This window comes from uncultured Nostoc sp., assembly GCF_964245575.1.
Lineage (GTDB): Bacteria > Cyanobacteriota > Cyanobacteriia > Cyanobacteriales > Nostocaceae > Nostoc.
Window position 1 is genome coordinate 1 of the sequence record NZ_CAXTNP010000151.1, and the last position, 19,243, is coordinate 19,243.

19 protein-coding genes are annotated in these 19,243 nt (G+C 41.7%); 4 read left to right on the plus strand and 15 right to left on the minus strand.

Features of this window, described 5'->3' with window-relative positions:
- Positions 1-251: 251 nt before the first annotated feature.
- The 7 genes from ACFFAP_RS22390 to ACFFAP_RS22420 all read right to left on the minus strand — a co-directional run bounded on the left by ACFFAP_RS22390 (position 252) and on the right by ACFFAP_RS22420 (position 5,917).
- Positions 252-707, minus strand: coding sequence for a DUF1392 domain-containing protein (locus tag ACFFAP_RS22390; RefSeq protein WP_375513285.1), 456 nt, complete (start codon positions 705-707; stop codon positions 252-254).
- An 84-nt stretch (positions 708-791) separates the two neighbouring features.
- Positions 792-1,193 (minus strand): GAF domain-containing protein, encoded by a 402-nt coding sequence (locus tag ACFFAP_RS22395; RefSeq protein WP_375513286.1) that lies wholly within the window; start codon positions 1,191-1,193, stop codon positions 792-794.
- Positions 1,194-1,217: 24 nt separating this feature from the next.
- Positions 1,218-1,601 (minus strand): GAF domain-containing protein, encoded by a 384-nt coding sequence (locus ACFFAP_RS22400; RefSeq protein ID WP_375513301.1) that lies wholly within the window; start codon positions 1,599-1,601, stop codon positions 1,218-1,220.
- A gap of 108 nt (positions 1,602-1,709) precedes the next feature.
- Positions 1,710-2,933, minus strand: a complete 1,224-nt coding sequence (locus ACFFAP_RS22405; RefSeq protein ID WP_375513302.1) for a cytochrome P450 — start codon at positions 2,931-2,933, stop codon at positions 1,710-1,712.
- A 6-nt stretch (positions 2,934-2,939) separates the two neighbouring features.
- A complete protein-coding gene (locus ACFFAP_RS22410) occupies positions 2,940-3,092 on the minus strand; it encodes a hypothetical protein (RefSeq protein WP_375513287.1) in 153 nt (50 codons plus the stop codon).
- 441 nt (positions 3,093-3,533) lie between these two features.
- On the minus strand, positions 3,534-4,244 hold the full coding sequence (locus ACFFAP_RS22415; RefSeq protein ID WP_375513288.1) for a GDYXXLXY domain-containing protein: 711 nt from the start codon (positions 4,242-4,244) through the stop codon (positions 3,534-3,536).
- 254 nt (positions 4,245-4,498) lie between these two features.
- Positions 4,499-5,917: a DUF2157 domain-containing protein gene (locus ACFFAP_RS22420; protein ID WP_375513289.1), complete on the minus strand. Its 1,419-nt coding sequence runs from the start codon at positions 5,915-5,917 to the stop codon at positions 4,499-4,501.
- A 154-nt stretch (positions 5,918-6,071) separates the two neighbouring features.
- Here ACFFAP_RS22420 and ACFFAP_RS22425 point away from each other — a divergent pair, with 154 nt between their 5' ends.
- Positions 6,072-7,043, plus strand: coding sequence for an RsmB/NOP family class I SAM-dependent RNA methyltransferase (locus ACFFAP_RS22425; protein WP_375513290.1), 972 nt, complete (start codon positions 6,072-6,074; stop codon positions 7,041-7,043).
- Positions 7,044-7,703: 660 nt separating this feature from the next.
- On the plus strand, positions 7,704-8,147 hold the full coding sequence (locus tag ACFFAP_RS22430) for an NUDIX hydrolase (protein ID WP_375513291.1): 444 nt from the start codon (positions 7,704-7,706) through the stop codon (positions 8,145-8,147).
- Positions 8,148-8,457: 310 nt separating this feature from the next.
- Here the strand turns inward: ACFFAP_RS22430 and ACFFAP_RS22435 are convergent, their stop codons facing one another.
- The gene (locus ACFFAP_RS22435) at positions 8,458-9,252 is read right to left on the minus strand and encodes a GH25 family lysozyme (RefSeq protein ID WP_375513292.1); all 795 of its coding nucleotides are present in this window, start codon (positions 9,250-9,252) and stop codon (positions 8,458-8,460) included.
- 102 nt (positions 9,253-9,354) lie between these two features.
- A complete protein-coding gene (locus tag ACFFAP_RS22440; protein WP_375513293.1) occupies positions 9,355-9,996 on the minus strand; it encodes a DUF4232 domain-containing protein in 642 nt (213 codons plus the stop codon).
- 327 nt (positions 9,997-10,323) lie between these two features.
- Here ACFFAP_RS22440 and ACFFAP_RS22445 point away from each other — a divergent pair, with 327 nt between their 5' ends.
- The gene (locus ACFFAP_RS22445; protein WP_375513294.1) at positions 10,324-10,830 is read left to right on the plus strand and encodes a pentapeptide repeat-containing protein; all 507 of its coding nucleotides are present in this window, start codon (positions 10,324-10,326) and stop codon (positions 10,828-10,830) included.
- Positions 10,831-10,935: 105 nt separating this feature from the next.
- Here the strand turns inward: ACFFAP_RS22445 and pip are convergent, their stop codons facing one another.
- On the minus strand, positions 10,936-11,874 hold the full coding sequence (gene pip / locus ACFFAP_RS22450) for a prolyl aminopeptidase (RefSeq protein WP_375513303.1): 939 nt from the start codon (positions 11,872-11,874) through the stop codon (positions 10,936-10,938).
- 81 nt (positions 11,875-11,955) lie between these two features.
- Between pip and ACFFAP_RS22455 the strand changes: the two genes are divergently transcribed.
- Positions 11,956-12,120 (plus strand): hypothetical protein, encoded by a 165-nt coding sequence (locus ACFFAP_RS22455; protein ID WP_375513295.1) that lies wholly within the window; start codon positions 11,956-11,958, stop codon positions 12,118-12,120.
- Between the two features lie 157 nt (positions 12,121-12,277).
- Here the strand turns inward: ACFFAP_RS22455 and ACFFAP_RS22460 are convergent, their stop codons facing one another.
- From ACFFAP_RS22460 to kdpB, 5 genes are all read right to left on the minus strand, one after another.
- Entirely contained in the window at positions 12,278-14,053 is a 1,776-nt protein-coding gene (locus ACFFAP_RS22460) for an iron uptake porin (RefSeq protein ID WP_375513296.1), read from the minus strand.
- Positions 14,054-14,912: 859 nt separating this feature from the next.
- Positions 14,913-15,299 carry a hypothetical protein gene (locus ACFFAP_RS22465; protein ID WP_375513297.1) on the minus strand — a complete coding sequence of 129 codons (387 nt, stop codon included), beginning with the start codon at positions 15,297-15,299 and terminating at the stop codon, positions 14,913-14,915.
- Positions 15,300-16,031: 732 nt separating this feature from the next.
- Positions 16,032-16,670, minus strand: a complete 639-nt coding sequence (kdpC, locus tag ACFFAP_RS22470) for a K(+)-transporting ATPase subunit C (protein ID WP_375513298.1) — start codon at positions 16,668-16,670, stop codon at positions 16,032-16,034.
- On the minus strand, positions 16,670-16,939 hold the full coding sequence (locus ACFFAP_RS22475) for a potassium-transporting ATPase subunit F (RefSeq protein ID WP_375513299.1): 270 nt from the start codon (positions 16,937-16,939) through the stop codon (positions 16,670-16,672). The genes kdpC and ACFFAP_RS22475 overlap by 1 nt, the downstream gene beginning before the upstream one ends.
- A gap of 6 nt (positions 16,940-16,945) precedes the next feature.
- Positions 16,946-19,087, minus strand: a complete 2,142-nt coding sequence (gene kdpB, locus ACFFAP_RS22480; RefSeq protein ID WP_375513300.1) for a potassium-transporting ATPase subunit KdpB — start codon at positions 19,085-19,087, stop codon at positions 16,946-16,948.
- Positions 19,088-19,243 lie beyond the last annotated feature (156 nt).

A 19,243-nucleotide genomic window follows, 5' to 3' on the forward strand; every position in this document is an offset into this window, starting at 1 on the left:
TGCAATTTTTAATTTTATATTTTTAATTTTTAATTTCGAGAAGCGACTTGACGGGTGTGGACATGAAAGCGGGCGGAAAGTTGAACATTAGTGATGACGCAATCTTTGGAAAGCAATATCGGATTTGGGATTTGGTTGACTGAGTATTAAGATTCAATCTCAGCAATAGGAAATCAACCCAAACAATTAAGCGCCCACTCGGATGAGCGCACTAACTTTTTTGGTACAACTCCAAAAACATCGTCATCCAGTCATACATTCACTTTTACTAAATCTACATCCGCAAGCCAGATAATTCTACTTTGACCCAATGCCATTTCTGACAAAATTGGGGAACGCCATTCTACTGCATAAAGCCAATTGTCTTTCAGGCTAAAAATCCCTTGAATAATCCGACGTGAGGGTTCTTCACTAAAATCAACTTCCACCACATCCCCCAATTGAAAAGCTGGTGTAGCAACTGTGGCTTTTTCCACTAAGTTTGTTCCAGAAAATTCTTCTTGAGGCAAGTAGAGTATTTCACGACAGCAGACAATGGTATAAATCCATTCCTCTCTCTCCCATTGGACACCACAACAGTAGCCTGATATATCAGAGTTTGATAAGAAAACTTTTTCCAGGATTTGAACTGCTAATGGTGGCATGGCTTTTCCCCACGGTAGAGAACTATGCCAACAAGATTCTAAAGTGACAATTTGATTAATCATGCAAAGCAATCTCTTTTTTATACATAAACTACTTTGCACTTGTGTAATCCGGATGTAATTTGAAAATCCAGTCACAGCAGCATCTTAGTGAGCTACTTTGACATCCTCAAACTCTGCGGACATGCCTCCGATTGCTCGACCTTCAACCATCAGGGGAATGGAAATCCAGGCATCGAAATGATGCCGCTCATACCATTGAGTTAAGTGTGGATAGCGAATTGCTCGTGTTTTTGATGGTTCTGCCCAAATGGGCTGTCCGGTTCGTACAGCTTCTGCTAGAGGCACTGGAGCATTGAGGGAAAACCTCTGCCAACCCTTCATTTGCTCTGGTTCACAGCCCACGACTCGAATGACTTCGAGTTCAGTGCCAGTCTCATTTACTAAGGCAACAAGGGCAAAGTTAGCACTCAGAGCGGCAATCCCTTGATCTACAATCACATCTGCCACCTGGAGGGGAGTTAGGGATTCGGAAAAAGCAGGTGTCATAGACTGAAGCCGGGTGATGCGCTATTAAGACTGCTGTGCTTCCCGGTAGAGGCGGGCATTATCAATGGCGATCGCGGCTCGATGGGCGATGTCTTCTGCCAACGTCATGTCTGCTTCTTCATAACGGCGATCGGATTGGGCCGTGACAAAGGAAATTGCCCCTAAAATTTGTCCACGGGCAATCAACGGCGAGATAATGCCAGACCTTAAACCTAGTTCGCGCAAGATTCGCAGATGTTCAGCGTCTTGAGCCACCGTCACCAATGCTGCATCTGGAATTTCAGCAGTCATTTCAGTTTTTCCAGTTCGCAGCACCTTAGGCACTCCCTCCATTGCGTCGATTTGTCTGGGATATTGCCGATGAATTTTCCAGCCCAATTCCACTTTCGTGCGATCGCAGTAGTCCACCAAAAAGTGGTGTTCTTGTCTTAAACCCTTGGGCGTTGCCTTTCAAGTTGGGGATGGGGAAACAATTCCCCTTGTCCTCTTCAATAAGGTTTTCAGCCAAGCGCGTAACTATCTGTTCGATTGCTCATTTACCCCCTGTATGGAACGGAAAACTACTTTTAAAGAATCACGGGGTCGGGGCGTGGGTATCATTACTAAATCTAAATCTTGCCCCGGTACAAGTTCCCATTCATAACCACGCAATAGCAAAGCAGCAAATATTTTCATCTCTAATTTAGCAAATTCCTTACCTAAACATTCTCTTATCCCACCCCCAAAAGGAACGTAACCAAAAGGTTTAGATTGATCCTCAGCCCTATCTATACCAAACCTTTGCGGCTCAAAATTCTCAGGATTTTTATATATACTCTGATCCTGATGGGTTTTACCTATCTGATACAATACAGACCAACCTTGGGGAATATGATACCCATTAAACTCACAATTTTGGATAACCGAACGAAAACCGCCACCAACTGGAGGAATAATTCGCAAAACTTCCTTGAGGATTTGGTCTAGGTAAGTCATTTGTTTCAGATGTTCAAATTTTAGCCCATCGGCACAACTTATTTGTTGTTGTTCTCTTTTAGCGGCTGCTAAAATTTCTGGATTTTGCGCTAACAGCAAACATAGAGAAGATAGTGCAGAAGTTAAGGTTTCATGCCCAGCAAATAGTAAAGTCAGAATTTGGTCTTTTAATTCTTCTAAACTTAAACTATTACCATCTTCATCTCTGGAATCTAGCAATAAACCTAAGGCATCTTGATGATTATTTCCTTGTTTTTGACGCTGTAAAATAATCTCTTCAATTTTTGCTAATAACTTTTCTCGGCATTTTAAGGCTTTACCAAATTTCGTCCAAGGTAACTGAATAGGGAGAGTAAATAATCCGGCACACCATTCTTCAAATACTTCAGTAAAATGGGTGTCATTAGTAGCATCTGTTCCTACTAATAATTTACAAGCTATATCAAAAGTATATTGCCTTAGCTCAGGATACCAAGTCAATTGATTCAATTTTTCCCATTTTTTGAAGTAGCGATCGCTAATTTCTGACATCGCTGGTAGATAACTTGCCAAAGCTCTCGGTTGAAATGCTTGTGATAATAATTTGCGTCTTTTTTGATGGATGCTCCCTGTTTGCATTGATAAAGAAGCAGGGCCGAGTAATATTGCAACGCTCTCTGGCCATTTAATTACAAAATTCTGGTTTTCGTGGCTAAATAAATAACGATTAGCTTCTGCTCCCACCATCATAATAGTTGGTGAGCCAAATAGATTAGTTTTAAAAATGTTGCCCTACTTCTGTTGTCGTTTGGTAGCAAAATCAGGGTCACGCAAAAAGCTAATTGTCTCCCCAATCAACGGTAAGCCTAAGCTTCCGGGAGGTAAAGCGAGTTGATTTTGAGTCGAAATATCTTGGTTTTGTGATTGTTTTTTTGGGATTTTCATGGGTTTAACCCTTCAGCCTTGCCATCTACAAGATTTGTCTGTATTTAGGGTAACTGAACAGGTTGCGCTTTGCATCTAATAATCGAAGCGATCGCCAATTAAAAAAGAGAGGAAAGAGGTATACCTCTCTCCCTCTTCCCATCAGGAACCCGAAGCACAATCTACTAATCAGGAATCCCAAGCACAGTTTACTGGGGAGCAGCGCCAAAAAAGACGATTTCCTCAACATTCAAGACATTAAGGGTGAACTCATCACGTTTAATGGTGTAATTGTTGGAGCTGCCTAGAATGGTGTAATCACTTTTGACATCAGGCAGAATTAGCTTGTCCCATCCGCAGCCACCATTGATTGTGGCATTACCCTGAGCGCCAAAAGCCGATGCTCAGAACTTTGGAGACAAACCTTGCGTGTAAATATGCAATGTTTATTTGCCTAACAGGTTAAAAGCGATAGTTGCGATCGCGTACCCACATACTAACTGGGACTGCCTTACCTTGTGGATCAACTTTCGCCTTTACCACAATGGGCGGTACTTGTCCTCTACGGGCGCGTTGGGCTTGCAAATCGTTCCTAATCTGTTGCCGTTGGTTTTCTGGGATGTAATATGTTTCTAAGCCGTAGTTAACAGAGCCATCTTGATAAACTCCTTTTAAGGCTACCTGATTAGCCCTTAGAGTTGTGGGGCGATCGCTAGTCACTCGCAACGGTCTCCAAGCTCTAGGAACACCGCGACCAGAAGATAGTTGCTCTTGCAAAGTCACGTAGATGTTGGTTCCTTCAGGCAATCTTCTGCCACTTCCACGACCTTTGCTGACTAATGTTTGCCAACCAGGTAATCTGCTCAAATTTGCAGTGCGGGATATGTTGTAATCTAAGTCTAAGGTGTTACCTTCTAGCACATTATTAGGGTCTACAGGTACGGTTTGCAAAATCACCGTCTTACCTGTAACGTCTGTATAAAGCGCTTGGGCTGGTACTGCCATAATTAGCCCTGTTTGCAGCGCCAGGGGAGCTAGTAACCGCCAAAAAGGTAAGGGCTTATTCGATTTTTGTTCACTAGCAATCAAGTAATCCCGAAAAGTCACCTTACTGGAGAATTCAGCTTCAGGAGACAAGGGTTTATTTTTAGATTCAGAAGAACTATTAGTCATGAGCGTAGTCCTAAAAAGCAGAGGTATTGAGGAGGTCAAAAGTAACGAGATTAGGACTGACGCAGAGAAACTTTAAAAAACTTTATTTTGGATTTTAGATTTTAGATTTTTTATTCGATCCCTTCTCCCAAGGGGAGACGCTGCGCGAACGGGTTCAGCAGTCACTCATGGGGGAAACCCCCCAAGACCGCGCTGCTTCACCAAAATTCAAAATTCAAAATCTAAAATTTGCACAGATTATTTCATTCTTTGCACTACTTTTTACTTGCACTAGAGCCACCAGGTAGGCGGCGTTCAAACCAGAGTCCAGCGCTAATTAAAGCAGAACCGCACAAAACAAAGACTAGGGACTTGAAAAGTAAATCAGTATCGTACTCTTGCACACGACTGATGATTTGCAGTGTTACTAACAACATACCGCCCCAAAAGGAACTTCTGTTGTTTAATTTCAATCCTTCTTGAATTAGTCCCCAGGCTAATGTTGCTAGAAGTACATTGAAAATAAAAACACCAAGTTCATCAATCCGGCTGATAGTTTGATGCCAAAAAGGTACTAAGGTAATAAAGGCAAGAAAGGTAGTAATGACAGCAGTCGTAAAAATCACTTCGCGGCGCGGAGGGTTATTTCTTTGACGCAGTAGAAACAACCATTGCAATACCGCCAAGCCACTGAGAATCCCCAAATCGATAATCGGCAGAGACTCGAATAAGTTTGTCACATTCGTTGGTTGATTATAACTATAATTTGGAGATTCCCAGACCCAACGAAAAGACAAGATATAAAAGACAATGCCGAAGCTTACCAACGCTAAATTACGGGCCAGAGATTGAAACAACCTGTAATTTATGCTTGGAAACAGCAAGTCATCATAACTCCAGAATAATGCAGGTGGGAGTGCAAAAGCAAAAGATGCCACCCAAGGGGCTATATCAGCATAATTTAGCAGTGGCAGAGGATTGAGGTTGGCTTGTAAGGAACTAGCAAAGACAAAGGCTGCTAAACCAAAAATCCAACGCGATCGGCAGAAGTAGGCTAAGGGTACAAACACTAGCCATGCCAACAAAGGCATGTGCTGCACCACTAACCGCGACCAATTTAGCTCACCTGAAGCGTACCACAAGTCTTGTAATCCCGTCCAGTAGCCAATTTCCACGAGGACAATTGACAGAATTCCTAAAGAATTTAAGGACAAACTGAAGGCCATCACCACAACACCCAACCCCCAGGCGAAAAACAGTTGGGAAGCTGAACCAGCAATATTGAACATCTGGGCCATCAGCAGTAAATTTGCACCGAAGATGAAGGCGCTTAAAATTAGCAACGCCTCTCCTAGTAAGCGTTTGCTTTTTTGTGGCTTTTTTCCTTCAGGTGTTATCCAATTGTAAAAACCAGTGATTGCGATCGCAAAAAACAAACTTATCAGCAGAATAAACTTGACTTCTCGCGATCCTCCCTGCCAGTTTCCTGCTACAAAGGTAATTATGCCTAAGCATAAAAGTATGCCGCCTATAGCAATCGCGATCGCCTTATTGCGATCGCGTGCAGCAGCTTCCAGGTTCTTAAATTGATAACGTTCTGCTATTTGCTCATACAGCGAAGAACTAATTAATCCTTCATCCCTCCATAATTGTGCTTCTTTGCGTAATTTTTGCGGAAAACTATCTAAGAACATGACCTTCTCCGGTGCAGTGGGGTAGCTTGGCCATTGCGTTCCCAATGGCGGTCATTATATTTTGAGTATGAAGCCAAAACCCTTAATTACATTGTTCTTGTGTAACAGTTTTATTTTGATTTTGATACAAGCTAATTCGTAATTAATAATCTACATGGAAAAACCTTCTAATTTATTACTTAAAGTCTCGCGGCGTTTGTTCAATAATCTAGATAAGCAAGAAAAATTTATTGAGGCTTTAATGAATCCTCAGCCTTTTTCACCCAGTATTCTTTGGTGTAAAGAAAAGCCAGAAATTTCGCCTTTGGCAGTGGAAACGCCAACTTATTGGCAACCACAATTTATAGACCGTTTATGCTTGGGAGAAAAACCCGGTCAGCATCCCTTACATCAACAAGGATATTTCTATTGTTTAGATTTTTCTTCGGTGTTTGCAGCTACTATTTTGTTAGCTATTCCTGTGCCAGTAAGTTTAGTTTTTGATATGTGTGCCGCCCCAGGAGGTAAAAGTATCTTCGCTTGGAAAGCTTTACAACCTGACTTACTCATCAGTAATGAAGTCATTGGCAAACGTCTGGGAATGCTAATTTCTAATTTGAAGCGTTGCCAGATTAGCCCTAGTGCAGTAGTTAATAGAGATTCGAGTATATTTGCCGAAATGTTTCCCTACTCTAGCAATCTAGTAATAGTAGATGCTCCTTGTACTGGACAATCTTTACTTGCTAAAGGTGAAAAAGCTCCCGGATGTTTTCACCCGACTGCTATTAATAAGAGTGCAAATCGACAAAAGCGTATTATAGCTAACTCTGCTAAACTTGTTTCACCACAAGGCTATCTAGCTTATATGACTTGCACATATTCACCCGAAGAAAATGAGCAAGTTTGTGAATGGTTTTTGGAACGCTTTCCGCAGTTTCAGGCGATAGAAGTTAGTAATTTAGCCAAATATCAGTCGCATTTAACTAAAATGCCTTGTTATCGGATGTTTCCTCAGGATATGTTAGGTGCTGGTGCGTTTACAATACTGTTTAAAAATACTAACGAGCCTGAAAAGGAGTCTAAAAAAGTAGATTTAAATACAATATCTTCGCTGTATATCTATCAAAATCTGAAAAAGGCAAGTTAGTTACATTAATTGTATATTGCAGTTTGCAGTTGAGTGCAATATAGACCTAATCCCCAACCCTTTCCCTTTTAGGGAAGGAGAGTAAGATTCAATATACCAAAGCAACCTGATAGTTTAAAGAGCGCAATATTTGTAAGTCAGCCACCAGGAATACACATTTTAAGTAAGTCGGTGAGAATAATTCAAACTATATTAACTAATGTAAAAAATATTTAAATTAGTTTGTAGTAAGCGGCTCTAGCCCTACTTTGAGGGCTGTTCGCGTTGGCGTAGCCTCTCGTAGAGAAGCGTTCTCGTAGGGTAGCCCTCACTACAAACCTTTAATTATTTACGTCGTCCTACTTACAGCAGTTAATTTTATATTTGTAAGATTACAAACCTAGCGATTCTCATAAGCTAATCAGTATTCAAGTTGCATAATCAGGGCAGGCTTTTCGGCCCACCCTACAAGATATTGAGAAAATTTTAATATGCAAATTAGATGTGTTTTAGCTTACCCTACTTTAACAATCAAAAACTTTCAATAATTAACTTTTAAGGTTAAAAATATTTTTAACCTTTTCATAACCTAACATTAACTAAAATTTATCCAGGATCAGCTCTAGACTTTCTGAAGTAAACATTGTACAAAAAAGCTAGGCCGTACAGGATGTAAATTACATGAGTCGAAAAGTCAGCAAAGTGTTTAAACAGTCTGGGGTGATTCCTTATAGAGTGAACAATGGCAAAATTGAGATATTGCTAATCACAACCCGTAACTTTCAACACTGGGTAATTCCGAAAGGAGATATTCCTAATGGCATGAGTCCGCCAGCTTCAGCAGCCAAAGAGGCGTGGGAAGAAGCAGGGGTAATTGGGCAGGTAGACACCAATGAACTCGGTAGTTACAAGTACCGCAAAGGAGGTAAAACTTACCAGGTCAAGATGTATTTGTTACCAGTAGAGATGCTGAGTGAAGATTATCCAGAAGCAAGTAAAAGAAAACGGCAGTGGGTAGAAGTGACTAAAGCTATCAGGCGGGTTAAGTTTAATTCACTCAAACGAATCCTTAAAGGTTTTTTCCAGGTCGAATCTCACTTTTGTGCATTTAGAGATCCTAACTAAGTATAAAAAAATACATTAATTATAAATGTATAATTAAACATACAATAAAATCCTAGTTTGTAGTGAGCGATTCATCGCTCATAGCAAGGTTTCTCAGGACTAAAGTCCTTACTACAAACTTGAATTAATTTATGCCTAGCTACTTGTTGAAAAGCCCTGGAAGTAACTTGAGGGCTTTTCAATAAGTAGCTATATTTAAAAAAACTGTGATCGCTAATTAAAACAAGTAAACATTAGACGTAAAGTATTACCTATGTTTACATTGATTTGATTGTGAGTATGAAGCTATTTCTTGAGTGTACAATTCGTTCTAAATCCACAATAAAGCTACCCAAGTTTTGATACCGACAATTCCATCAGCTTGCAATCGTTTAGATGTTTGGAAACTAACAATTGCATCTTTAACTGACTCAGAAAAATGCCCATCAATGTCATCAGTATACAATCCAATATCTTTTAATTGCTGTTGTAATTGTTTTACTCTTAGCCCAGAATCTTCTAGCTGCAAGGCATTAAATCTATTCAAATCGGCTCGACCACTAACACCAGCTACACCAGATATATCACCTGCATATTGATGGATTAGATATTGCCCCTGCCAAGCGCCAGGAATAGTTGGAACCTTAACTTTGTAGTGGGCAATCCATAAGGGATAACTAGCAAAATCAGATGGATTGCCAATTTCTTCCCAGAAATTGGGGTAAGTATAAATAATCGGTTTGATTGGTTTTTGTGTTTGTTGTAAAAGGGCTTTTTCCACCTCTTTTAACCACTGCTTCGCTGCATTAATTACTCCTTGGCTATTTCCTCCTTTGTCAGTTATCTCTACATCCAGAACTGGTGGTAAGTCTCCTGGTTCTAATTTCCCTACCGTTTTTAAGAATTCCTTCGCTTGATCAACCGGGTCTGATGTATGGGGATGAAGGAAATGATAAGCACCCCGAATAATGCCAACAGTTTTCATAGTCTGCCAATGATGAGCAAAAGCAGAATCTTTCTTGGTAACTCCTTCTGTGGCTTTGACAAATGCAAAAGTTTTACCAGAGTTTTTTACTGCCGTCCAATCTACTCTGCCGTCTTGATCGTAAACATCAATTCCTTCCATAGAATTTTTTAACGTTTTTGATTAGTACAATACTGAACTTATCAGAGGCTTTGATTAAATTTATGCTTTTTCTGGGTATTTGAGTAAATTACAGAATATTTACTAGGGTTGAGTGTCAACAGATCGCACAGGAGTCACTCTGACTTTACCTGTACAAGGCTTGATTTGTTCCGTGAGGGTAAAGTGCTGGTAAGCATTAGGAGGCGTGATTTCAATTTTACTAGAAATTGGGCAGTTTTTCTCTGGGGAACTAATGTGGTTGTATGCTATCTGAAATGAGGCTTGTTTGCCAGGAGCTAGAGTTACTTGTTGTCGAGGTTGCTTACTCGAAAAGTAAGTGTCCTGGGAGCGAATAACTTTAATCCCCTGCAAAGGTTGATCTTTTGCATCCAGTAGTCCCAATCCTGGATAACCGTAGAGGTTGCAAGGGGATGAGGCATTATTGGTGAAGGCGTAGGTAAGTGCAACATTCCCAACGCCAGCATCTTCGGAGACTCGGCGCACTGACAATTGGCTAGTTTCACAGCGCGTCGGATTCGTGGCAATAGTGGCTTCAGGGGTAGAATGCTCTATAGTTTTTACAGTCGGTGTAGGTGTTGAGGTCAACACAGTTGCCTTCGTTGGTTGCTCAGTGTTTGCTAGCAAGGCTTGCGGCTGTTTTGTAACAGAGGAAGAACCGACACAGCCAGTTGTCACCGCAGTCAGGAGCAACAGCATACTGCCTTCCACAATTAGAATTCGCATATCTTCTTTTTTGTAGTGAACTACTTACATTGATGCTTCATATACAGTAGAAGTTTCCAAATTCACAAGGGTTACCATTAGACATCTCCGAAAATGAATTGTTTTGACGTAGCACTGCTACGTCTCTACAAGGGTTCTGGATAACGCATATTTAATTTCTGGAAATGTCTATTGCTCTGTATATACCATCTTTAGTGTAGGTGTGAGTGGGATTAAGTATGCTGGTGGTTATCCTGGCATCACTATTAATAATGATCCAGCCTGTCTGAAGTGCTGTGCCAATTTGCACGGTGCTGGGTATGTATTGGAAGATGCAAGAGGCAAATTATGGAAGATGAAAGAAAGTTTATTAATCGTCAAAAGTTGCTTAAGAGATACGCGGCTGGCGAGAGAGACTTTGCTGGGATTAGAATCAGTTCGTCGGGGCTGGATGGAGAAGATTTGCAGGAAATTGACTTGAGTGGAGCTGATTTGATAGGTGTCGATTTGAGTGGCTCCAACCTGAGCCATGCCAACTCGAGTGGAGCCAAAATGCTTTGTGTTAACCTCACTAATGCCAATCTCAGTTATGCCAATTTGCGAGGAGTTGACTTGAGTGGTGCTGATTGCATAGGGACTGACTTCTCCAATGCCAGTTTGAATGATGCTATCTTGACTGCTGCTATATTTGATGGGGCTAACCTATATAGGGCGGCGATTGGTGGTACTGCCAAATTCATAAAAACTGACTTCAGGGGAGCCAAAAATTTCCCTCCTCTCGGAGAAGGTGTTTTGGTGTATCAAACCTTTAGAGAAGATGGAAGTTTCTTCAAAGGGCCTGATTGGATTGAGTGAGGTACAAGAACCCCACCCCCAATCTCCTCCCCGCTCTTCGAGAGGGGGCTATGATCTACTTTATATGATTGGGAAACGCTATAGAAATCTAAATATTAAACCGAATTAAATATTATCTGTTGCCTCAATTAAAGCACTGCAAATTCCTGGTTCACTCATCGAATGCCCAGCATCAGGAACCACTATAAATTCTGCTTCCGGCCAAGCCCGATGTAATTCCCAAGCTGATATCATTGGACAAACTACATCATAGCGCCCCTGAACAATTACAGCCGGAATATGGCGGATGCGGTCTACATTTATAAGTAATTGATCTTCTGTTTCAAAAAATCCCTTATTCATAAAGTAATGGCATTCAATACGTGCGAAAGCTGAAGCAAATTCACTCTCGCCAAACTTTTGCATGAGTTCTGGATCTAAAAAAAGTCTACTTGTACTAGCTTCCCAAATTGACCAAGCACGCGCTGCTGTTAATTGAATTTCTAAATCTGGATTGGTCAATTGATTGTAATATGCTGCGATCATATCACCACGCTCATCTATAGGAATTGGTTTAAGATATTCTTCCCAAGCATCAGGAAAAATATAGCTAGCACCCTCTTGGTAAAACCATCGCAACTCTTTTTGCCTCAGCATGAAGATACCACGGAGAATTAATCCCGCGCATTGAGAGGGATGGGTTTGACTGTAGGCTAATGATAAAGTGCTACCCCAACTCCCACCGAAGACCACCCACTTTTCTATACCTAAATGTTGGCGCAGTTTTTCGATATCACTGACTAAATCCCAAGTAGTGTTTTCTCGTAATTCAGCATGAGGCGTACTTTGACCACAACCGCGTTGGTCAAACATCACTAACCGCCATTTTTCTGGGTGGAAATATTGCTGATAAAAAGCTGGACATGCACCACCAGGGCCCCCATGCAGCAAAACGATGGGTTGACCTTGCGGGTTACCTGACTCTTTAAAATGAATGGTATGAAGGTCAGAAACCTGTAAACTACCTTCTAAGTAAGGCTCGATCGCTGGGTAAAGTTCTCGCATTTTGGATATTTTATCAGTAATATTGTCATCGCGATCGCTTGTCAAATCAAATAAACCCGATACCCATGATACAACCCTCTAATGACCTGGATTGTTGATGTTGATAAAGCCCGGATTACCCTGCTGACTCTGGTAGATGGACTGGATGAAGAGGCTGTGTTTCAAGGAACAGACATTATTGTGTCAGTGACTTTTCCAATGCTGAATTTGACCGCAGCCCAAGTATTGACGGCTGGACAGGTCTAATATTTGACAATGCCACAATAACTTTTTTGTGGCACATTTGCTTAGTGTTTTAGACCACTCCACTGGGTGCTGCCGCCTCTTGACTTGCAGCAGTAGCCCAATAAGGAGTATTTACAGCCTCTAACTGTACTACCTTACAGCAAATTGCTGTAAACCTTTAGAAGGTGAAAGTTGTTCTCAGCGTACCGATAATAGCATCATCGTTATTGCTGTTTTGACCAGGAGAGGTCAACCAGATCACACCAGGGGTAATTGAGATGTTATCTGACACGCGATACTTATAAAAGCCTTCAAAGTGATAAGGTATATCATTACCAGTACCAGCAAAACCTGGTCGGTTAAAGGAATAGGGTTCTGCACCAGCAAAAATACCTAAAACGTTACCTTGTTTACCAAAGTCAGGTAAGGCTACCCCAAGACCGTAGCTCCAAGCTTCATAATCATCATTTGCACCGAAGCCTGAGACATCGTGGTAAGAAACGAAGCCACTAATTGACAGTTTGTCACTGGGTCTGAAGGCTGCCGACACACCATAGGAATTACTGGAAGATGCGTTTAGGGTACTTAGGGTGTTAGCTTGACCAGTACCTACGACGCGGTTGGTGCTACCCAAACCACCACCGAAATCAAATAAATTACCACCTCCAGCACCATGATAACCGTGAACGTAGGTAGCACCTATAGACAAGCGATCGCCAACACTAAAGTTCAACTGTCCAAGAGCTGCATAGTTACCTTCAAGCAAACCTTGATTTGCGCCAGGATTATTAGCATTTGACGCTAAGTAGCCTATAGTCACTGAAGGTTTGAAAACACTGCCACCGCTACCAAAGGGTAAAGTCAGTGCTGCACCGGCACCACCACCAATGCGATAGATGGGACTTTCAGAAGCAAAGGTAGACAAAGCACCATTACCGCCATCATAGTCCTCAAAGTAAGGGTTGTTAGTGGCAACGTAATCGCTATGAATACCTCCGGTGCCTGCAAAGTAAACTTGGGCTGGGCCTATGGGTACGTAATACGCTAGCCAGTCTATAATCACACCGTTGTTACCAGTGCTACCAATTTGAAAACTTTGTGTGCCTTCAGCAGTATCAATAGGAAGACCAGCATTATCTACTTGATTAAAGGCTAGTGCATTCCCGGCTGCAAGACGGGTGTGTAAAAGGTCTTTACCAGTGAAGCTGGTTTGCAAGTCTAAACGTACCCTATCTTGGAAGACAGTATTATTAGCATCGCCAGTATTACCGCCAAATATATCAGTAGCGACAAAAATAGCTTCACCCACCAATTTTGTAGTAGTGGAAAACTGATTTGCTTCCAGTTCAGCAGTCCGTGCTTCTAGAGCATCTACTCGGCCACGCAGAGTTGCTAGTTCTGCCGAGAATTCCTCTTGTAAACGTTGGAGGGTTGCTAAATCCTGTTTTGTCACCAAATCAGCAGTTGCTGTAGCAATCAGTTCATTAACCCGATCTAAACAAGCATTCAAACCTGCGGCAAATTCATAACGGGTTAGTGCCCGGTTACCACGGTAAGTGCTATTGGGATATCCAGCAATACAACCGTAGCGCTCAACCAGAGATTGCAAAGCTTGAAATGCCCAGTCAGTCGGCTGTACATCAGAAAACTGAGAAACTGATGTGACTTGAGACAGTGAATTCTGGTTCTTGCCTTCGCTGCTGTAGCGGTTAACTTCTTCTAAAACCTTATTATCATCAGTCTTTGCCTGGGCAAGCAGCTGATTTTTTAGTTGCCCTGTTTGGATGAATATTGAAGCACTAGAAGCTATTGGTGCTTCTGTATGAGCAACTTTTGCCTTTATACCTTCAGAAGAGGCTGGTATTTTAGTAGCCATAGCCCTAGCGCAAACCAACACCGTCACTCCCAAAACTACTGGGCTTAGTACCAGAGTTTTCCACAATAGATGAGACATTTTTTTATTTTCCTTTCCCAAAAAAGGCCCGAAATGACTGGCTTAAAGAAAAAGAGAACAAGCAGTTATTGTACTTGTTAGAAATCTTATCAGATTGCAGTAACTTTAAGATATGCCTCACAAAATTGTTACGGATGAAGAATCGTAAAGTCTTGCAGATGCCTTTTTTGCAAAATTAAGAGTTTATGGGTGGTTTTGGCTCAAATTTGTGCTATTTATAGATTTTACCTTCTTATTTTTAACCCTGATTTGTGGTAGATCCTTTTTATCTTTGTAAAAGTAACAGATTTCAACTAGAGTTGGCGATATTTCTAGAGAACCGTGAAATTGGCTAATCACATCATCGATAATTCTGGAAACGTTTTGCTGAAAAAAGTCGGGTTCAAACCCATAAAATACTCTTGATAAGTTCTCAGCAAACAATTGGAGTGACTTTACGTTCTTCATTCTGGGTAGAGATTGAGGCTTTGACTACCTGCCTGTGGATAGCAGATATTTTTTCCAGGATTTCCTCAGAGTCTTGCAACGTGACTTACCCAGAATAATCAAACTTGATTCCCAGGTTATCAAAATGATAAACACTGCTCTTAATCTTCTTTTTCAGCAGGCTACATATTTCCTGATTAAAGAGTTCACTCGCCAGAGGATTACGCATGTAGTTATTTCTAATATGGTTCTGGACAGCTTCAACGTGTGCAGCCACAATACCCTTTTGCTGTATCCAAATTATGTATGTTTGATTTAGGTTTTTCAAATTAAGTTTCAAAAGTTCAAATCACCAATAAATGCATCGTTTTTTTTACAGTTTCATTATCATTCAAACAAATTAAACCGATAGCTACTCTGAGGGGATAAAAAACTATTTGGGCTTGTAGTCAGAGCAATTGAGTCTTTCTTTTGTTAGAGCAGTAAAAGGCTGTACTGCACACTTTAGATAATGGTTGTTGTTAAAAAATTGGCAGCTTTTACAGGGATGTTGCTCTAAATTTTTTATGCTTACTATTTCGTCTTTATTTTGTACCGCATCTTGTAAAGCTTTGGAGGCGTATGAAACGAGAAAAACGAAAGTTCCCCAAACAATCATGAAGGAAATGTGAGCCAAAAACACTGCTACAAAGGGAATATCTCCGTCGTGTGGTTTTATGTCTTGCTCTGTTGCATTCGCCAGTTTAGCTTCAATGAGAGTGGATTGATTAACACTCTTTTGGGCGGATACATAAATTTGTAAAAGCTCCGAACTATCCATATAAAAAACCCTTATTTATTCAAACTCAGATTCAGCACAGGTCATTTAAGTTAAACATTTTTGAACGCTAGTAATTTGGATTAAAACACCAAATTAACTTAGTTTAAAAAAGTTTTCTTGTTAATATAAAACATTTTGGACTTCAATGTTATTGTGTAATTTATTGCACAATATATATATTAAAAATATAATTTTAAATATACAAATTGTTTAGGTAAAAAGCATATATTTATCTACTAGCTAAATTTCCATATATTCAGAGATATATCTTTGATATATATATAACGGTTGCCAATACTACTCAGTTAAGAATACTTGTAGCGACTGTTTTAAAAGTCAAGCGACGCCGTTCGCGGAGCGTCTCGTAGAGAAGGCGGGCTATTCGGCGTCGCACCTGTGTACTTGATCGCAGTGCAACAAAGCTTGAAGTACTTCAACACGACTTTGGAGTACTTCAACACGACTTTGGAGTACCTCAAAACGACTTTGGAGTACCTCAAAACGACTTTGGAGTACCTCAAAACGACTTTCAAGTACTTCAACACGACTTTCAAGCCTAAGCGTTACCCAGCAAACCCGGCTAAATGTTGGGTTTTGTTCCTCAACCCAATTTACATATTTTTATTTTTTTAGGCAAAACCTACGCAGTATTTTAACGGTTCCACTGGCGTGAGGTGCATTAAAATCCTTGCAATAATCAGGAACATCCCTTTTTCGCTATTTTCCATGCCTTTATCCCTTAATTTGATCCAGAGCTAAATTCAGCTTCAGCACATTAACTCCAGGTTCACCAAAGATGCCGAGAAAGCGACCATCAGTATTTTGAGCAATTAAAGTTTCCAGTTGGTTCGGTTGAACTCCTCGCGCCTTGGCTACTCGTGCAATTTGTGCGATCGCAGCTTCGGGAGTAATGTGAGGGTCAAGGCTGGAACCGGATGTGTAGACTAAATCGCCAGTCGGCTGCACACCTGCTGTTTTCAGACGAGTGAAGTCACCTTCAACCTTTTTGCTGGGATCGGGGTCATCTTTACCTTTGATGCGTTCCAGCAATGCGGGATTACTGGGAGCCAAGTTACTAGCACCAGAAACCCCGGTTTTCAAAACTCCCGCATCATCTTTTTTGGGATCGGCTGTGCTGTAGCTGGTGGAACTGGGACGACTGTTAAAATAGCGATCGCTACTAAAAGGTTGACCAATCAAAGCAGAACCGATAACTTCACCTGTACTATTTTTCAGTAGACTGCCATTTGCTTGAAAGGGAAACACAATTTGCCCAATGGCAATCATTGCAAAAGGATAAATAATCGCTCCAATAACCCAGAGTACCAGGGTAGAACGAACAGCTCTACCGGCTTCGCGTGCAAAACTCATTAGAATTTCTCCGGTACAAACATGACAAAAAATAGATAGATGGAAAGCCCTAGCGTCACCATTCCTAACAGCCCCAATCCCCAAGATTGACTGCGGGAAAGTTGTTCCCCAGTAGCGGCATAGACTACAGGTGCAACCACTAAGTTGAAACACATCGCCAAGAACAAATACAGTGGTAGCTTTTGTCTACGCCATTGACACCAGATTTCAGTTATTTCTTCTAGTATTTGTGATACAAGAATAGTGCGTCGGATATGAACGGGTTTCATAGTAAATTAAGACAAAGGTAAGATAATATCTATCAGTTTGATGGCAATAAAGGGAGCAACGATGCCGCCAAGACCAAAGATGAAGATGTTGCGACGTAGCAGTTGATCTGCTGTTAAAGGTAAAAACTTCACCCCTTTGAGTGCTAGCGGAATTAGTGCCGGAATAATCAAAGCATTGTAAATCAGCGCCGAGACGATCGCAGATTGGGCACTCTTTAATCCCATAATATTAAGTGCGCCGATTCCAGCTGCGGCAAAGATTGTGGGAATGATCGCAAAATACTTAGCAATATCATTAGCGATGGAGAATGTTGTCAATGCTCCACGAGTAATTAGCAACTGTTTACCTATGGTTACTAAGTCAATCAACTTCGTGGGGTCTGAGTCTAAGTCCACCATGTTAGCAGCTTCTTTGGCAGCTTGCGTCCCAGAATTCATCGCCACACCCACGTTTGCTTGAGCTAAAGCAGGTGCATCGTTAGTACCATCCCCGGTCATTGCCACCAATTTACCCTGAGATTGTTCCGAGCGAATCGCCTCAATTTTGTCTTCTGGAGTCGCTTCAGCAATGAAATCATCCACCCCAGCTTCTTCGGCAATTACTGAAGCGGTAATTCGATTGTCACCTGTGAGCATGATAGTCTTAACACCCATGCGGCGGAGTTGGTCAAACCGTTCCCGCAAACCAGGTTTGACAATATCTTTGAGGTAGATGACACCATAAATCTTGTCATCTTGGCAAACAGCTAAGGGTGTACCGCCTAACCGGGAAACTCGCTCATCAGCTGCGTCTACATCATCAGGAACGTAGCCGCCACGAGAACGGACAAATCCCTTAATCGCATCTACCGCTCCTTTGCGAATTTGTTTACCATCGGGTAGATTCGTACCGCTCATCCGGGTTTTCGCGGAAAATTCTACACCCTCGGCTTTGTCGATATTAAAGTTTAGCGCAGCCTGGGATTTTTCTGCTAAAAGTACAATTGACTTGCCTTCTGGCGTATCATCAAACAAGCTAGCAGCTAAAGAGATTCGCGCCACATCTTCTATTGAATGATTATCCAGAGGAATAAACTCATCAGCCATCCGATTACCCAAGGTGATAGTGCCTGTCTTATCTAGCACCAAGGTGTTGATGTCGCCGCAGGCTTCTACTGCTCGACCAGAAGTAGCAATGACGTTAAACTGAGCAACCCTATCCATCCCTGCAATGCCGATCGCACTGAGCAAACCACCGATAGTTGTAGGAATCAAAGCTACCAGCAACGATATTAAAATAGCAACGCTAGCACCCGCCCGCAAACTGTTTCCCGCCTCAGCCCCAAAGGCGGTACTGATAAAGCTGGCGATGTAGCCCACGAAGGGGGGCATAGTTGCCACTACAATCAGGAATACTTGTGTTAAAACTGCCAACAATACTGTCAAAGCAATCTCGTTGGGAGTCTTGCTGCGTTCTGCTCCTTCTACCAGGGAAATCATGCGATCGATAAAGCCTTGGCCAGGATCAGCGCTAATACGAATTGTCAACTCGTCGGAAAGTAGGCGTGTACCGCCTGTTACCGAACTTGCAATATCTGTACCTGGTTGCTTCAGTACAGGGGCAGATTCCCCAGTAATTGCCGACTCATCCACCGAGCCGATGCCTTTAATTACATCTCCATCGGCGGGAATCATATTATTTGCAATCACTTTTACCAAATCGCCCCGTCGCAGTTCCGTAGAATTGACTTGTTGTATAGAACCATCTGGGAGAATTTTGTTAGCAACAGTATCCGATCGCGTCAATCGCAGTGAATCAGCCTGAGCTTTCCCGCGTCCTTCAGCTACAGCTTCGGCAAAGTTGGCAAAAACGAGTGTAAAAAAGAGAATAAAGGTAATCAACCCGTTTAACAGGCGTTGTTGATTGACATCTGCCTGGATTGTACCAAACAGATTTGGGTTAAGGGTAACAAGAAAGGTGACAATTGTCCCCACCCAAACAACAAACATAACGGGGTTTTTGACAGTAATTCGCGGATCGAGCTTGACAAATGACTCACGAATTGCTCTCTGGTAAAGCCCCCGCATATCTGTTTTAGGGGTGTGCTTGCGCGAGTCACGAGTTCCAGATTGAACACGGGGCGAAGGAGAATCAGTAGTAGTGGGCATACATTAAATTTTGAGCATGAGTATCAAAGGTGGATGAATGAGTATCAAAGGTGGATGATTGAGTATCAAAGGTGGATGATTGAGTATCAAAGGTGGATTAATGAGTATCAAAGGTGGATTAATGAGTATCAAAGGTGGATTAATGAGTATCAAAGG

Bases quoted from the DNA above. Each gene is read 5' to 3' on its own strand.
- ACFFAP_RS22390 (WP_375513285.1), bottom strand. From the start codon at position 707: ATGATTAATCAAATTGTCACTTTAGAATCTTGTTGGCATAGTTCTCTA.
- ACFFAP_RS22475 (WP_375513299.1), bottom strand. From the start codon at position 16,939: ATGAAACCCGTTCATATCCGACGCACTATTCTTGTATCACAAATACTA.
- ACFFAP_RS22460 (WP_375513296.1), bottom strand. From the start codon at position 14,053: ATGTCTCATCTATTGTGGAAAACTCTGGTACTAAGCCCAGTAGTTTTG.
- kdpB (WP_375513300.1), bottom strand. From the start codon at position 19,087: ATGCCCACTACTACTGATTCTCCTTCGCCCCGTGTTCAATCTGGAACT.
- ACFFAP_RS22415 (WP_375513288.1), bottom strand. From the start codon at position 4,244: ATGACTAATAGTTCTTCTGAATCTAAAAATAAACCCTTGTCTCCTGAA.
- ACFFAP_RS22455 (WP_375513295.1), top strand. From the start codon at position 11,956: ATGACCTGGATTGTTGATGTTGATAAAGCCCGGATTACCCTGCTGACT.
- ACFFAP_RS22430 (WP_375513291.1), top strand. From the start codon at position 7,704: ATGAGTCGAAAAGTCAGCAAAGTGTTTAAACAGTCTGGGGTGATTCCT.
- ACFFAP_RS22440 (WP_375513293.1), bottom strand. From the start codon at position 9,996: ATGCGAATTCTAATTGTGGAAGGCAGTATGCTGTTGCTCCTGACTGCG.
- ACFFAP_RS22465 (WP_375513297.1), bottom strand. From the start codon at position 15,299: ATGGATAGTTCGGAGCTTTTACAAATTTATGTATCCGCCCAAAAGAGT.
- ACFFAP_RS22420 (WP_375513289.1), bottom strand. From the start codon at position 5,917: ATGTTCTTAGATAGTTTTCCGCAAAAATTACGCAAAGAAGCACAATTA.
- ACFFAP_RS22395 (WP_375513286.1), bottom strand. From the start codon at position 1,193: ATGACACCTGCTTTTTCCGAATCCCTAACTCCCCTCCAGGTGGCAGAT.
- ACFFAP_RS22435 (WP_375513292.1), bottom strand. From the start codon at position 9,252: ATGGAAGGAATTGATGTTTACGATCAAGACGGCAGAGTAGATTGGACG.
- pip (WP_375513303.1), bottom strand. From the start codon at position 11,874: ATGCGAGAACTTTACCCAGCGATCGAGCCTTACTTAGAAGGTAGTTTA.
- ACFFAP_RS22425 (WP_375513290.1), top strand. From the start codon at position 6,072: ATGGAAAAACCTTCTAATTTATTACTTAAAGTCTCGCGGCGTTTGTTC.
- kdpC (WP_375513298.1), bottom strand. From the start codon at position 16,670: ATGAGTTTTGCACGCGAAGCCGGTAGAGCTGTTCGTTCTACCCTGGTA.
- ACFFAP_RS22410 (WP_375513287.1), bottom strand. From the start codon at position 3,092: ATGAAAATCCCAAAAAAACAATCACAAAACCAAGATATTTCGACTCAA.
- ACFFAP_RS22445 (WP_375513294.1), top strand. From the start codon at position 10,324: ATGGAAGATGAAAGAAAGTTTATTAATCGTCAAAAGTTGCTTAAGAGA.